The organism is Citrobacter sp. RHBSTW-00570 (assembly GCF_013739755.1).
GTDB lineage: Bacteria > Pseudomonadota > Gammaproteobacteria > Enterobacterales > Enterobacteriaceae > Citrobacter > Citrobacter braakii.
The window spans coordinates 3017482-3032594 of record NZ_CP056399.1; the positions used below are offsets into that span (position 1 = coordinate 3017482).

Annotated in this window: 12 protein-coding genes and 1 pseudogene; 6 read left to right on the forward strand and 7 right to left on the reverse strand. The window is 49.7% G+C overall.

The features are described 5' to 3' along the window. Positions 1–31: 31 nt before the first annotated feature. The 3 genes from kdgA to zwf form a co-directional block, all read right to left on the reverse strand. Positions 32–673 carry a bifunctional 4-hydroxy-2-oxoglutarate aldolase/2-dehydro-3-deoxy-phosphogluconate aldolase gene (gene kdgA / locus HV237_RS14415; protein ID WP_047358577.1) on the reverse strand — a complete coding sequence of 214 codons (642 nt, stop codon included), beginning with the start codon at positions 671–673 and terminating at the stop codon, positions 32–34. Between the two features lie 34 nt (positions 674–707). After that, positions 708–2519 (reverse strand): phosphogluconate dehydratase, encoded by a 1812-nt coding sequence (gene edd / locus HV237_RS14420; RefSeq protein ID WP_047358576.1) that lies wholly within the window; start codon positions 2517–2519, stop codon positions 708–710. A gap of 232 nt (positions 2520–2751) precedes the next feature. After that, entirely contained in the window at positions 2752–4227 is a 1476-nt protein-coding gene (gene zwf, locus HV237_RS14425) for a glucose-6-phosphate dehydrogenase (RefSeq protein ID WP_003034896.1), read from the reverse strand. A 368-nt stretch (positions 4228–4595) separates the two neighbouring features. On the opposite strand from zwf, the gene HV237_RS14430 reads away from it, so the two are divergent. Next, positions 4596–5465, forward strand: coding sequence for a MurR/RpiR family transcriptional regulator (locus HV237_RS14430; RefSeq protein ID WP_019076523.1), 870 nt, complete (start codon positions 4596–4598; stop codon positions 5463–5465). Between the two features lie 118 nt (positions 5466–5583). Continuing rightward, positions 5584–7026, forward strand: a complete 1443-nt coding sequence (gene pyk, locus HV237_RS14435; RefSeq protein ID WP_016152765.1) for a pyruvate kinase — start codon at positions 5584–5586, stop codon at positions 7024–7026. Between the two features lie 45 nt (positions 7027–7071). Here pyk and lpxM read toward each other — a convergent pair whose 3' ends face one another. The 4 genes from lpxM to znuA all read right to left on the reverse strand — a co-directional run bounded on the left by lpxM (position 7072) and on the right by znuA (position 11153). Next, on the reverse strand, positions 7072–8043 hold the full coding sequence (lpxM, locus tag HV237_RS14440) for a lauroyl-Kdo(2)-lipid IV(A) myristoyltransferase (RefSeq protein WP_047358574.1): 972 nt from the start codon (positions 8041–8043) through the stop codon (positions 7072–7074). Between the two features lie 184 nt (positions 8044–8227). Beyond that, on the reverse strand, positions 8228–8686 hold the full coding sequence (tnpA, locus tag HV237_RS14445; protein ID WP_079778750.1) for an IS200/IS605 family transposase: 459 nt from the start codon (positions 8684–8686) through the stop codon (positions 8228–8230). A 187-nt stretch (positions 8687–8873) separates the two neighbouring features. Continuing rightward, a complete protein-coding gene (gene mepM / locus HV237_RS14450; RefSeq protein WP_047359311.1) occupies positions 8874–10193 on the reverse strand; it encodes a murein DD-endopeptidase MepM in 1320 nt (439 codons plus the stop codon). 15 nt (positions 10194–10208) lie between these two features. Further along, positions 10209–11153, reverse strand: coding sequence for a zinc ABC transporter substrate-binding protein ZnuA (znuA, locus tag HV237_RS14455; RefSeq protein WP_019076521.1), 945 nt, complete (start codon positions 11151–11153; stop codon positions 10209–10211). A gap of 78 nt (positions 11154–11231) precedes the next feature. Between znuA and znuC the strand changes: the two genes are divergently transcribed. The 4 genes and pseudogenes from znuC (at position 11232) to HV237_RS26205 (ending at position 14856) form a co-directional block, all read left to right on the forward strand. Continuing rightward, positions 11232–11987 carry a zinc ABC transporter ATP-binding protein ZnuC gene (znuC, locus tag HV237_RS14460; RefSeq protein ID WP_016152761.1) on the forward strand — a complete coding sequence of 252 codons (756 nt, stop codon included), beginning with the start codon at positions 11232–11234 and terminating at the stop codon, positions 11985–11987. Further along, entirely contained in the window at positions 11984–12769 is a 786-nt protein-coding gene (gene znuB, locus HV237_RS14465; RefSeq protein ID WP_016152760.1) for a zinc ABC transporter permease subunit ZnuB, read from the forward strand. The genes znuC and znuB overlap by 4 nt, the downstream gene beginning before the upstream one ends. A gap of 703 nt (positions 12770–13472) precedes the next feature. After that, positions 13473–14331: pseudogene (yibB, locus tag HV237_RS14470) on the forward strand (protein YibB). A 213-nt stretch (positions 14332–14544) separates the two neighbouring features. Then, positions 14545–14856: a DUF3596 domain-containing protein gene (locus tag HV237_RS26205; protein ID WP_048338898.1), complete on the forward strand. Its 312-nt coding sequence runs from the start codon at positions 14545–14547 to the stop codon at positions 14854–14856. Positions 14857–15113 lie beyond the last annotated feature (257 nt).

Here is a 15113-nt window from a genome sequence, read left to right on the forward strand (position 1 = left end):
CTCGGTAATGATTACCGGGCATTTTGCGTTATTACAGCTTCGCGCCTTCTACTGCTTCACGAGCCAGCTTGGTAATGCGTGTGTAATCGCCAGCTTCCAGGGCATCTGCCGGAACCAGCCAGGAACCACCGATGCACAGCACGCTTTTCAGTGCCAGGTAATCACGGTAGTTCGCTGGAGAGATACCGCCGGTTGGGCAGAAACGGACCTGAGAGAACGGACCCGCAATTGCCTGCAGCGCTTTAGTACCGCCGTTGGCTTCCGCCGGGAAGAATTTGAACTCTTTCAAACCGTAGTCCATACCCAGCATCAGTTCAGACACGGTGCTGATGCCTGGGATCAGCGGAATAGTGCCTTCAGTTGCAGCTTTCAGCAGCGGCTCGGTCAGGCCCGGGCTGATAGCAAACTGCGCACCCGCTTCAGTGACTTCAGCCAGCTGTTGTGGATTCAGTACGGTACCCGCACCCACGATAGCGTCGGGAACTTCTTTTGCGATCGCGCGAATGGCATCCATCGCACATGCGGTACGTAAGGTCACTTCCAGAACGCGCACGCCCCCTGCAACCAGCGCTTTTGCCATTGGCACCGCGTGTTCCAGTTTATTAACCACGATAACCGGTACAACCGGGCCCGTGGTCAGGATTGCTTCTGCACTTGTCTTCCAGTTTTTCATCAGAGTTTTCTCTCGCCTGATTACAAAATAAGTCTTAAAAAGTGATACAGGTTGCGCCCTGCTCCGCACCGGACAGCTTTTCACGCAACGCGCTGAACATTTCACGTCCCGTACCCACGCGCGATGCGCTGAGATCAGGAATGTGTGGCTGACGGGAGGCAAGTTCCTCTTCATCCACCAGCAGCGTCAATTCACCTGTCTGTCCATTCACACGAATGATGTCGCCATCGCGTACTTTTGCCAGCAGCCCGCCATCATAGGCTTCCGGGGTTACATGGATTGCTGAAGGCACTTTACCTGAAGCACCTGAAAGTCGTCCATCGGTAACTAACGCAATTTTGAAACAACGGTCCAATAATACACCAAGTGGCGGCATGAGTTTATGTAATTCTGGCATTCCGTTCGCTTTTGGTCCCTGATGGCGTACAACCACCACGCAATCCCGGTCAAGCAGACCGGCATCGAAAGCGGGTAACACATCATGCTGACTTTCAAAGACGACTGCCGGTGCTTCAATAATCTGGTTTTCTACCGGTACCGCCGACGTTTTCATCACCGCACGCCCGAGGTTACCGCTCAGCACTTTGGTGCCGCCGTGGTGGGAGAATGGTTGGTCAAAGGTGGCGATCACGTTGCTGTCCAGAGACTTCACCGCCCCTTCGCGCCAGTCCAGTTCCCCCTCGTTGAGCCACGGTTCCATGGTGTAGCGGGATAAACCGAATCCGGCAACGGTGTTCACATCTTCATGTAGCAGACCCGCATTAAGCAGTTCACGCATTAACACCGGCACGCCACCCGCCGCCTGGAAGTGGTTAATATCTGCCGGACCATTCGGGTACAGACGCGCCATCAGCGGCACGATATCGGACAGATCGGAGAAATCATCCCAGTTAATCAGAATCCCGGCCGCACGCGCCATAGCCACCAGGTGCATCGTATGGTTGGTAGAGCCCCCGGTCGCCAGCAGCGCCACAATACCGTTCACTACCACTTTTTCATCGATCATTTTACCGATCGGCATCCATTCATTGCCATTGCCGGTCAGGCGTGTTACCTGACGGGCTGCAGCCGCGGTCAGCGCTTCACGCAGCGGCGCATCAGGATGTACAAATGAGGAGCCAGGCAGTTGCATACCCATAAACTCCACTACCATCTGGTTAGTGTTCGCCGTGCCGTAGAACGTACAGGTACCCGGAGCGTGATAAGACGCCGCCTCGGATTCAAGAAGCGCCATGCGATCGACTTTACCTTCAGCATACAGCTGACGGATACGCACTTTTTCTTTGTTCGCCAGACCGCTCGCCATCGGACCGGAAGGAATAAAGATTGACGGCAGATGACCAAATGACAGCGCAGCCATTACCAGGCCCGGGACAATTTTGTCGCACACGCCGAGGAACAACGCGCCGTCGAACATGTTGTGGGAAAGGCCCACTGCAGCAGACATCGCAATCACTTCACGACTGAGCAGAGAAAGCTCCATCCCATCTTGTCCCTGGGTCACACCGTCGCACATTGCAGGTACACCGCCAGCAACCTGGCCTACTGCATTGGCTTCATGCAGTGCTTTACGAATGATGGCCGGATAGTGTTCATACGGCTGATGCGCGGAAAGCATGTCGTTATAGGAGGTAATGATCGCGATATTGTTACGCAGCATGCTTTTCAGCGAGGCCTTATCGTCCGGCTGACACGCAGCAAAACCATGCGCCAGGTTACCGCATGCCAGTTGCGAGCGATGAACGGTAGTTGATTTCGCTTGTTCAATACGGGCGAGGTAGGCGGAACGTGTGTCACGAGAACGTTCGACGATACGTTGTGTTACGCGTAACAAATTCGGATTCATAGAGGCTCCTAAAATTTATCTGTCAGAGCGTTGGATCAACAATGTGTTTCAGTTGGGTAAAAATAGCTGAATCGCTTGTTGGCCGTAGCTCAGGGGCAAAATCGTTTCAGGCAGTGTAATAAAAAAAGCCCCGCGGGTGAATCCACGCGGAGCTTAAAAGTGCAAAAATTATTCTACAATCTGTGTTAGATCATGTTACCGGTAAAATAACACCTATGGGCTAGATGATATTTTACTCGAATTCGTTCCAGGAACGACCATCTCGGGTAATCATCGCCACAGAAGCAACCGGGCCCCAGGTCCCTGCCTGATACGGCTTCGGCGCGTCGTTGTCCATCGCCCAGGCTTCGGTAATTGAGTCGACCCACTTCCATGCTTCCTCAACTTCATCACGACGCACAAACAGCGCCTGAATTCCGCGCATTGTTTCGAGCAGCAGGCGCTCATAGGCGTCGGCAAGGTGCGTCTGATTGAAGGTTTCGGAATAGCTCAGATCAAGCTTGGTAATTTGCAGATTATGCTTGTGATCCAGACCCGGCACTTTGTTCAGTACCTGGATATCGACACCTTCATCAGGCTGCAAACGGATGGTCAACTTGTTCTGCGGCAGATCCTGCCAGGATTCTCTGAACAGATTCAGCTCAGGCGTTTTGAAGTAAACCACCACTTCAGAGCACTTCGTCGGTAAACGTTTACCGGTACGCAGGTAGAACGGAACTCCCGCCCAGCGCCAGTTATCGATATCCACACGGATCGCCACAAACGTTTCCGTGTTGCTGCTCTTGTTCGCGCCTTCTTCTTCCAGATACCCCGGCACTTTTTTGCCCTGGGCAAAACCCGCGGTGTACTGACCGCGAACCGTTTTTTCACGTACGTTCGAACGATCGATACGACGCAGCGATTTCAGTACCTTCACTTTTTCATCACGAATGCTGTCGGCGCTCAGATCGGACGGCGGAGACATCGCAATCATGCACAGGATCTGCAGCAGGTGGTTCTGAATCATGTCGCGCATTTGACCTGCCTGGTCAAAATAGCCCCAGCGGCCTTCAATACCCACTTCTTCCGCCACGGTAATTTCTACGTGATCGATAGTGCGGTTATCCCAGTTGTTCACAAACAGGGAGTTGGCAAAACGCAGTGCCAGCAGGTTCAGGACCGTCTCTTTGCCAAGATAGTGGTCGATACGATAAACCTGACACTCTTCGAAATACTCGCCGACCTGATCGTTGATTTCACGGGATGTTGCCAGCGATGTACCCAGCGGTTTTTCCATCACAACACGGGCTGGTTTAGCATTCAGCTTTGCTTCACCCAAGCCTTTGCAGATCGCGCCAAAGGTGCTTGGCGGCATCGCGAAATAGTTAATGGTGGTACGTGATTTTTGATCCAGCATTTCGCCCAGACGGCTAAACGCGGCGGTGTCATTGACGTCCAGATTACAAAACTCCAGACGACCGCTGAGAGTCTCCCACAAACCTTCGTCGATTTTTTCTTTCATGAAGGTTTCGAGCGCTTCACGCACAACCTTGGTATAGGCTGCTTTGTCCCAGTCGGCACGCCCTACCCCAATGATACGGGTTTCCGGGTTAATCTGGCCGGCCTTTTCCAATTGATACAGGGAAGGCAGCAATTTCCGCCGCGCCAGGTCGCCCTTCGCGCCGAAAATGACCAGATCACATGCCTGGGCTGTTTGCGTTACCGCCATGTCATTCTCCTCAATTAAGTGCCTGGTGCTTTTGCCAGACACTGGTTGTAATTTTATTACAGTGCACTGTACTGCTTTTACGTGAATCCGGAAACCGTAAACGCTTATCCAGCCGTGCTGTTACCGCGAACAGTCGCTTTATGGGCGTTTGCCGTCGCAAATTGGACAAAAAAGTCGTCTTTTTTCGTACCCCTGAAGACGTAAGAAAACCCGACTCCGATCATGTAATGAAAAAAAACAACAACTATTCTGTCCATTTTGCCCCGTTGCTGCATTAGCAGGGGTAATATCTATACACGAAATTATGCCCCGATTTCTCCGTATCATTGAAATCGTTTTTGCCCATGACCCATGAGTCTACCTACATCATGAATATGCTGGAAAAAATCCAGTTAAAACTGGAACAGTTGAGCAAGTCAGAGCGTAAAGTCGCCGACATTATTCTTGCCTCTCCCGAGCGGGCAATCCATTCAAGCATCGCCACACTTGCTGTGGAAGCCAATGTCAGCGAACCGACGGTGAACCGTTTCTGTCGCAGCATGGATACCCGCGGCTTCCCTGATTTTAAACTGCATCTGGCGCAAAGTCTGGCAAATGGCACCCCATATGTTAATCGCAATGTGGATGAGGATGACAGCGTAGAATCTTACACGGGGAAAATCTTCGAGTCAGCGATGGCAAGCCTCGACCACGTCCGCCAGTCGCTGGATAACGCAGCGGTAAACCGGGCCGTAGATTTATTAACTCAGGCGAAAAAAATTGCCTTCTTTGGCCTCGGTTCTTCTGCCGCAGTGGCGCATGACGCAATGAATAAATTTTTCCGGTTTAACGTACCGGTAATCTATTCCGACGATATTGTTCTGCAACGCATGAGTTGCATGAATTGTAGCGACGATGACGTCATTGTGCTTATTTCTCATACCGGAAGAACCAAAAGTCTGGTGGAACTGGCGCAGTTGGCGCGGGAAAATGACGCCATGGTTATCGCCCTCACCTCTCCCGGCACGCCACTGGCGCGTGAAGCAACGCTGGCAATTACTCTCGATGTACCGGAAGATACTGACATTTATATGCCCATGGTCTCTCGACTTGCTCAACTGACCGTGATAGATGTGCTGGCTACAGGATTTACTTTGCGCCGTGGGGCAAAATTTAGAGATAACTTGAAGCGTGTCAAGGAAGCGCTCAAGGAATCGCGTTTTGATAAAGAATTACTCATCAAGAGTGATGACCGCTAAAAGCAATAACAATGTTCTACCCTTTTATCATCCGGGTCGTTCATTTACCGTTAATATTTGAGAACGACCGGATTAATGTTCACGCAACACCAAGTTGTTTCAGTCAACGGAGTATTACATGTCCAGAAGGCTTCGCAGAACCAAAATCGTTACCACGTTAGGCCCGGCAACTGACCGCGATAATAACCTTGAAAAGATTATCGCCGCGGGTGCGAACGTCGTACGTATGAACTTTTCTCACGGCTCTCCAGAAGATCACAAACTGCGGGCGGATAAAGTCCGTGAAATTGCCGCAAAACTGGGACGTCATGTAGCTATTTTGGGTGACCTGCAGGGACCTAAAATCCGCGTATCAACCTTTAAAGAAGGTAAAGTATTTCTTAACGTTGGCGACAAGTTCCTGTTAGACGCCAACCTCGGCAAAGGCGAAGGCGACAAAGAAAAAGTCGGTATTGATTATAAAGGACTGCCTGCTGACGTCGTCCCAGGCGATATCCTGCTGCTCGACGACGGTCGCGTACAGCTTAAAGTGCTGGAAGTTCAGGGCATGAAAGTCTTCACCGAAGTTACCGTCGGTGGCCCGCTGTCCAACAATAAGGGCATTAACAAACTGGGCGGCGGTCTCTCTGCTGAAGCCCTGACCGAAAAAGACAAAGCCGACATCGTCACCGCTGCGCAAATCAGCGTTGACTATCTGGCCGTCTCCTTCCCGCGCTGCGGCGAAGATCTGAACTATGCCCGCCGTCTGGCGCGCGACGCTGGCTGCGATGCGAAAATTGTCGCCAAGGTAGAACGTGCAGAAGCCGTCTGCGACCAGAATGCGATGGATGACATCATCCTTGCCTCCGACGTGGTGATGGTGGCGCGTGGCGACCTGGGCGTTGAAATTGGCGATCCTGAGCTGGTAGGTATTCAGAAAGCGTTGATTCGCCGCGCACGTCAGCTGAACCGTGCGGTCATTACCGCCACGCAGATGATGGAGTCGATGATCACCAACCCAATGCCGACCCGTGCGGAAGTGATGGACGTGGCTAACGCCGTCCTCGACGGTACCGATGCCGTTATGCTCTCAGCAGAAACTGCAGCAGGTCAGTACCCAGCTGAAACCGTCGCGGCTATGGCACGCGTCTGTTTGGGTGCTGAGAAGATCCCGAGCATCAATGTTTCTAAACACCGCCTTGACGTGCAGTTTGATAACGTTGAAGAAGCGATTGCCATGTCAGCGATGTATGCCGCTAACCACCTGAAAGGGGTCACCGCTATCATCACAATGACGGAATCCGGTCGTACTGCGCTGATGACTTCACGTATCAGTTCTGGTCTGCCGATTTTCGCGATGTCTCGTCATGAACGTACGCTGAATCTTACTTCCTTGTATCGCGGCGTCACCCCAGTTCACTTTGACAGCGAAACTGACGGCGTCGTTGCCGCCAGTGAAGCAGTGAATCTGCTGCGCGATAAAGGCTATCTGGTTTCCGGCGACCTGGTCATTGTGACGCAAGGCGATGTCATGAGCACCATTGGCTCAACGAATACCACGCGTATTCTGACCGTCGAGTAACGCCCCGTTTGATGTAAAAAAGCCTCTCGTTTGAGAGGCTTTTTTTTATTTCTTCGGATAAAGATCTTTACGCTTATAAGGCTCAATTTCACCCGGTTTACGCGTCTTAAGCAGTTTTAGAATCCAGGTGTATTGCTCGAGATGCGGCGCCACAAAGATTTCCACTTCTTCGTTCATTCGTCTGGCAATGGTGTGGTCATCCGCCGTCAGGATGTCATCCATCGGAGGACGAACCTGAATCGTTAAGCGATGCGTTTTCCCATTGTATACCGGGAACAGCGGCACCACACGGGCGTGACACACCTTCATCAGGCGGCCAATCGCCGGTAACGTGGCTTTATAGGTAGCAAAAAAATCCACAAACTCGCTGTGCTCAGGGCCATGGTCCTGATCCGGCAGGTAGTATCCCCAATATCCCTGACGTACAGACTGAATAAACGGTTTGATGCCATCATTACGCGCATGCAAACGACCACCGAAACGACGGCGTACCGTGTTCCAGACATAATCGAATACCGGATTTCCCTGATTGTGGAACATCGCAGCCATTTTCTGTCCCTGGGAAGCCATCAGCATCGCTGGGATATCTACACCCCAACCATGAGGAACCAGAAAAATCACTTTTTCATCGTTGCGACGCATCTCTTCGATGATTTCCAGCCCCTGCCAGTCAACCCGATGCTGAATTTTTTCCGGGCCGCGTATGGCGAGTTCCGACATCATAACCATCGCCTGAGGTGCAGTCGCAAACATCTCATCGACAATAGCTTCACGCTCAGCTTCGCTGAGCTCAGGAAAGCAGAGGGATAAATTGATCAGTGCTCTGCGACGCGAGCTTTTTCCCAGCCGCCCGACCATTCTTCCAAGCTTTGCCAGAATTGGATCGCGAAATGATGCTGGCGTTAACGAAATGCCTGCTATCGCCGCCACACCCAGCCATGCACCCCAGTAGCGCGGATGGCGAAATGATTTGTGAAACTCGGGGATATATTCAATATTCTTTTTTTTCGTTTCCATGCTCTTCCAGTGTCTGGTGCGGCGAAAAGTAGATCTGCTGATAGTGTAGCGGCGCGCGATGCGCCGTACAAAATAAATAAATATCCTCCGGCATAGCCGGAGGTTTTTCGGATGCGCCTATAAGGCTCTGTTACCAGCCGCGCCCTAACAGGCGCATACGATCTGACATTTGCATCAGACTTCGTTACTTACGGCCCGTAAACGGGCTACCCGCATAAGGGATCGATAACTGCTCACCCATTTTATCTTCTGCAAGCTGGTGCTTTATGTATTCCTGTATCTTCACCGTGTTCTTACCCACCGTATCTACGTAGTATCCCCGGCACCAGAACTCTCTATTCCTGTACTTGAATTTCATATCCCCAAACTGTTCATACAGCATCAGACTGCTTTTCCCTTTCAGATACCCCATAAAGCCGGATACGCTCATTTTGGGTGGGATTTCCACAAGCATATGGATATGATCCGCACAGCATTCCGCTTCCAGGATCCGCACGTTTTTCCACTCACACAGCTTTCTTAAGATGCTGCCTATCGCCCTGCGTTTCTCACCGTAGAATGCTTGTCTCCGGTATTTGGGCGCAAAAACTATGTGATATTTACAGTTCCATCGGGTGTGCGCTAAGCTCTTTTCGTCCCCCATTGGGACCCCCTTTTGATTTCTTGTTAAACATTTGCAGTTGCCAGACCGCAATGTGTTTTAACAAATCAAAAGGGGTTTTAATAACTGGCCCAAAGCTGAAAGCTTTCCGGAACCCCCAGCCTAGCTGGGGGTTTTCTGTGCACAAAAAGCCGGCACGCATAGCGTACCGGCTCTGTCAGCGTGTTAATTAATCGAAACGCAACTGAGGAACAACCTCTTTCACCTGTGCCAGGTAATCGGTACGATCCGAGCCGGTCAGGCCTTCTGTGCGCGGCAGTTTCGCCGTCAGAGGATTCACTGCCTGCTGGTTGATCCAGACTTCGTAGTGCAGATGCGGACCCGTTGAACGCCCGGTATTGCCAGACAGCGCGATACGATCGCCACGTTTCACTTTTTGTCCTGGTTTGACCAACAACTTACGCAGGTGCATATAACGCGTGGTATAGGTGCGACCATGACGAACCGCAACATAGTATCCGGCTGCGCCGCTGCGCTTCGCTACAACCACTTCGCCATCACCCACCGACAGCACCGGCGTCCCCTGCGGCATCGCAAAATCGACACCTTTGTGCGGCGCAACGCGTCCGGTCACCGGGTTCAGACGACGCGGGTTAAAGTTGGAAGAGATGCGGAACTGCTTAGCCGTCGGGAAACGCATAAAGCCTTTCGCCAGTCCGGTACCGTTGCGGTCATAGAACTTACCGTCTTCAGCACGGATTGCGTAATAATCTTTGCCTTCAGAACGCAAGCGTACGCCCAGCAGTTGGCTTTGCTCACGTTTACCGTCCAGCATTTCGCGAGACATCAGTACCGAGAACTCATCGCCTTTTTTCAGTTTGCGGAAATCCATCTGCCACTGCATGGCCTTAATCACTGCGCTGATTTCAGAGCTGGTCAGTCCGGCATCTTTGGCACTGGCGACAAAACTTCCGCCCACGGTGCCTTTGATTCGGCTGTTAATCCAATCGCCCTGCTGCATTTCGCTGCTCATTTTAAAACCTGTCGCGGTGCGATCGTAAGTACGGGTTTCACGACGGGAGACTTCCCAGGTCAGGCGCTGCAAATCACCTTCCGCGCCTAACGTCCAGGAAAGTTGCTGACCAATTTTCAGGTTACGCAGTTGTTTGTCGGAAGCCGCGAGCTGGCTGATGTCACCCATATCGATGCCGTACTGATTCAGAATACTGCTCAGCGTATCGCCCGTGGAGACAACATACTCATGCACGCCGGCTTCACCAGACGTTTTGTCATCCAGTTCGTCCTGTGGGATAGCTTCGTCTTCCTGAGCGGCCTGATCGATAGGTTCGCTGGCCTCAGGCAATAGTGAACGAATCTCGCTTTTTTCCAGCTCGATAGTTTTGACGATAGGTGCAGAATCAGGATGGTAAACATAGGGCCGCCAGACAGCGACGGCCAATGTCAGTACGGTAAGCGACCCCAGCATAACGCGATGGGGCCGCGGCAGATTATTAAATGCCAGAGCGACAGAGCGGGCTATCTGTTGCACGTAATCACTTCCTCATTAATCTCCTTTCAGGCAGCTCGCATACTGGTTGGCTAATTGGTTCAAAAACGCTGAATAGCTTGTTTTACCCAGTTTGATATTCGTTCCGAGCGGATCCAACGTTCCCATTCGAACGGATGTCCCTCTCGCGACGGCTTCAACGACCGCTGGCCTGAACTGTGGCTCAGCAAAAACGCAGGTTGCTTTTTGCTCAACCAACTGTGTTCTTATTTCATGTAAACGCTGCGCACCAGGTTGAATCTCAGGGTTCACGGTAAAGTGACCAAGCGGTGTTAGCCCGTAGTGTTTTTCGTAGTAGCCATAGGCGTCATGAAAAACGAAGTAACCTTTTCCCTTGAGCGGCGCGAGCTCGTTACCTACCTGCTTATCGGTTGCGGCTAATTGTGCCTCAAAATCCTTCAGGTTGGCGTCAAGTTTGGCTCGACTTTGCGGCATAAGTTCCACTAATTTTTCATGGATTGCAACCGCTGAGGCCCGTGCTATCTCTGGGGAAAGCCAAAGATGCATGTTGTAATCGCCGTGATGGTGATGCTCGTCACTTTTTTCACTGCCGGCATCATTATGTCCATGATCGTCATCATCGTCGTCAGCACCTTTCATGAGTAACGGTTTCACGTCATTGAGCTGCGCAATCGTTACCTGTTTTGCGTTAGGAATATTCTTGACTGATTTTTCCATAAACGCTTCCATCTCAGGTCCAATCCAAACGACTAAGTCCGCGCCCTGTAAGCGTTTTACGTCTGAAGGACGTAATGAGTAATCGTGTTCGGAAGCCCCGTCAGGCAGCAGAACCTGGGTGTCAGTAACCCCGTCAGCAATGGCTGAAGCGATAAACCCCAGTGGCTTAAGAGAGGCCACGACAGCGGCATTTGCCGACTGTGTTGCACTACCCCAAAGAGCAGCGGATAATGCTGCGAAAAGAAGCGTATTTTTATGTAACATAATGCGACCAATCATCGTAATGAATGTGAGAATTGTGATATTATAACATTCTATAACTTCTGCAAGACTAAAATTGATATGACGACTTTGGTTTCACTGGAAAATGTCTCGGTCTCTTATGGTCAACGCCGCGTCCTCTCTGACGTATCGCTTGAACTTCGACCCGGTAAAATATTGACGCTTCTCGGCCCAAATGGTGCCGGGAAATCTACGCTGGTGCGCGTTGTATTAGGGCTGGTAGAGGCTGATGAGGGAGTTATCAAGCGTAATGGTCGATTGCGGATTGGCTATGTGCCGCAAAAACTGTACCTCGATACGACGCTTCCGCTGACGGTAAGTCGGTTTATGCGCCTACGTCCCGGCACCAAAAAAGAAGATATCCTTCCGGCACTGAAGCGTGTTCAGGCCGGACATCTGATGAATGCGCCGATGCAAAAACTCTCTGGCGGGGAGACACAACGCGTCCTGTTGGCCCGTGCTTTATTGAATAAACCTCAGCTACTGGTGCTTGATGAGCCAACCCAGGGCGTGGATGTCAATGGGCAGGTCGCACTGTACGATCTTATCGATCAGTTGCGACGTGAACTGGATTGCGCCGTACTAATGGTTTCTCATGACCTGCATCTGGTGATGGCAAAAACCGATGAGGTACTGTGCCTGAACCATCATATTTGTTGTTCTGGTGCGCCGGAAGTGGTTTCCATGCACCCGGAATTCATCTCAATGTTCGGACAACGCGGTGCCGAACAACTCGGAATTTACCGTCATAATCATAATCACCGCCACGATTTACAGGGTCGTATCGTCTTACGCCGGGGAAATGGTCACTCATGATTGAATTGTTATTACCCGGTTGGTTAGCCGGGATCATGCTGGCCTGTGCCGCTGGCCCGCTCGGCTCGTTTGTGGTCTGGCGTCGAATGTCTTATTTCGGTGATACGCTGGCCCACGCTTCGCTACTGGGGGTCGCCTTTGGCCTGCTGCTGGATGTAAACCCTTTCTATGCGGTCATCGTCGTCACCTTGTTGCTGGCAGGCGGTCTGGTATGGCTGGAAAAGCGCCCTCACCTTGCGATCGATACTTTATTGGGCATTATGGCCCACAGTGCGCTGTCATTAGGGCTGGTTGTCGTCAGCCTGATGTCCAACATCCGTGTAGATCTGATGGCCTATCTGTTTGGTGATTTGCTCGCCGTGACGCCAGAAGATCTTATCTCCATCGCCATTGGGGTGGTTATCGTTCTGGCGATTTTGTTCTGGCAGTGGCGCAACCTGCTGTCGATGACCATCAGTCCGGATCTGGCATTTGTGGATGGCGTGAAGCTGCAACGCGTTAAGCTTCTGCTGATGCTGGTCACAGCATTAACTATTGGTGTGGCGATGAAATTTGTCGGGGCGTTAATTATCACCTCGCTGCTTATTATCCCTGCGGCAACCGCCCGTCGCTTTGCCCGTACGCCAGAACAGATGGCAGGGGTTGCCGTTGGTGTGGGAATGATAGCGGTTACAGGCGGGCTGACCTTCTCGGCCTTCTATGACACCCCGGCAGGTCCTTCCGTGGTGCTGTGTGCTGCGCTGCTGTTTATCTTCAGCATGATGAAAAAACAGGCGAGCTAATGCGTATTTTAGCCGGATGGAGGCTATCACCTTATCCGGCTTTTTATTTCATGAACGACCCATCCTGAATAACATTGCCACATACCACTCGATCCAGTCGTTAGCGTGTTTCATCGTCCAGTTCCATTTAACCTTGATCAGTTCCTGGACGAACCACTGTGTGGTGACAGTCTTCCGGGCATTCGGTTCTCCATGTATCTAAGCATGCCAGGCCATTTCAATATCGCTACATCGTGGCATCATTACTCGCACTAACGAACATTAACCTGTGAGACGCAATCATACTCTTGTTTACACCGTGGTTGCAGCAACTCTCATTTCTGCTCACTATCAATTGGCCAGCCTAGTCATCTTTAATGATGTCCGTTATTACTCCAAATATCATGGAAGGAATACTGTTTTATTTAATTCAGCAACCTATGGTTATCATATATTATAAAAAACAGACAGTTGCAAAGTAAATAATACCGCCATGTATTATTTATCATTAAATAATACATTGTGCTAACCTGTTATTTGGTATATCCGTTGAAATCCTCAAAAATTCGATAAGTGCAACCCATTGTTTTTCATTTTAAATATCACATGATGCTTCCCGCCTCATGTTGATACTGATAGAATGCCTCCATATGACAGACATAATAAATATGTATTCAACATTTTAGTAGTTATTGGATAGGTATAAAACACGGGTTGTATGAAAATGAATTCATCTATTACCATAGTTACAGCGTTTTTCGATATAGGACGAGGAGACTGGACGAGTAATAAAGGTTTCTCTCCTCATTTAGAGAGAACATCTGATACCTATATTCAGTATTTTAAAAACCTGTCTGAATTAGATAATGATATGGTCATTTTTACATCCAGTGAACTTAAACCCAAAGTTGAAAAAATTAGACACGGGAAAAACACTGTTGTAGTGGCTTTAGATATTAATAAAAAATTTCGACATATTAAAAAAATAATTTCGCAGATTCAAAAAGATGTCGAATTCATAAGCAAGCTTGAAACTCGCCAGTTGATTAATCCCGAATACTGGTCCCCAGACTATGCACTGGTTTGCAATCTGAAAACATATTTTGTCAACAGAGCTATAGAGTTAAATCTTGTAAATAATGATATGGTTGCATGGGTTGACTTTGGTTACTGCCGTAGTGCAGAAGTAACCAGAGGGTTATCTCGATGGGATTATCCTTTCGACCGAAACAAAGTTAATTTCTTTACAGTTAAAAAAGGCCTGACAGTCAAAACTATCCATCAGGTTTTTGACCACATGATTAACAATCGCTCCTATATTATTGGTGGGGCAATCGTAGCAACACAAAAAAAATGGAAGGAATTTTACAAACTAGTTTGTCTAGTGTCAAATAAAAACCCTCAAAAATAACATAGTTGATGACGATCAGGGTATTTTTATAATGTGCTACCATTACAACCCCCAATTAATAAAACTAAATTACTTGGGTAAGAACCGCTGGTTTAATCTGTTTAAACTATTCGGAAGGAAAGATTTAATTACTTTATCAAGAAGATTAAAAGTCTCTCTAATAGGAAAATAATCTTTAGCTGATGTATGAACAATGCTGATTCTAATCAGTCTCGGCATCGTTTTACATAAGTCTGTAATATAGTCAATGGAGATTCAGGCCAGATGATGTTTTGAGCATCCTCGGGGTTGATTCGGTAAAAATACGATTGGTATCGTTCATTTTAAACGGATCATATTTACCTATCGCGGCATACGTTGCCGCGAAGTCCTTCGGGGCTGGACAGTGAACAGCAGCAACATCAAAAAAGCTGGAAATCTTCGTGCGCTCATAACAAGTGAAATACAGCTCGGTAAGTTCGACTATGCGGAACGTTTCCCGGAATCCAAAGCGCTTAAGAAGTTCATCACAACAAAAAAAATCACCACGTTTAAAGAACTAAGTGATTTTTTTACAGACACCAAAGCCTTAGAGGTATCTGGTGCAACGCTGCTACCGCTTACTTCGGTCGTAAATACGTTACAGCGTGTAATCGCAGAAAATGCCCGTCTGGTAGATATTGAGCATGCCGACATTTTGCATTACCGAAAGGAGTGACTGACCGGGACAATTATTAACCCGGCAATGCCGAATCTGGCCAGACAGGGCCGCGCGCCCTCAACAGTCAATAAACAGAAGGCAGTTTTATCAGAAATGCTTAAGCTCGCAAACCGAAGCCAGTTTATATTGCATGCTCCTTATGAAGGAGTGTCGCGACTCAAGTTATCTAAAAATGGACCCGACCCACTTTTAATTCATGAGTACCAGGTACTGATAGCCGCCCTTCCCCGTAGCCAGGCATTAATCATCATTGT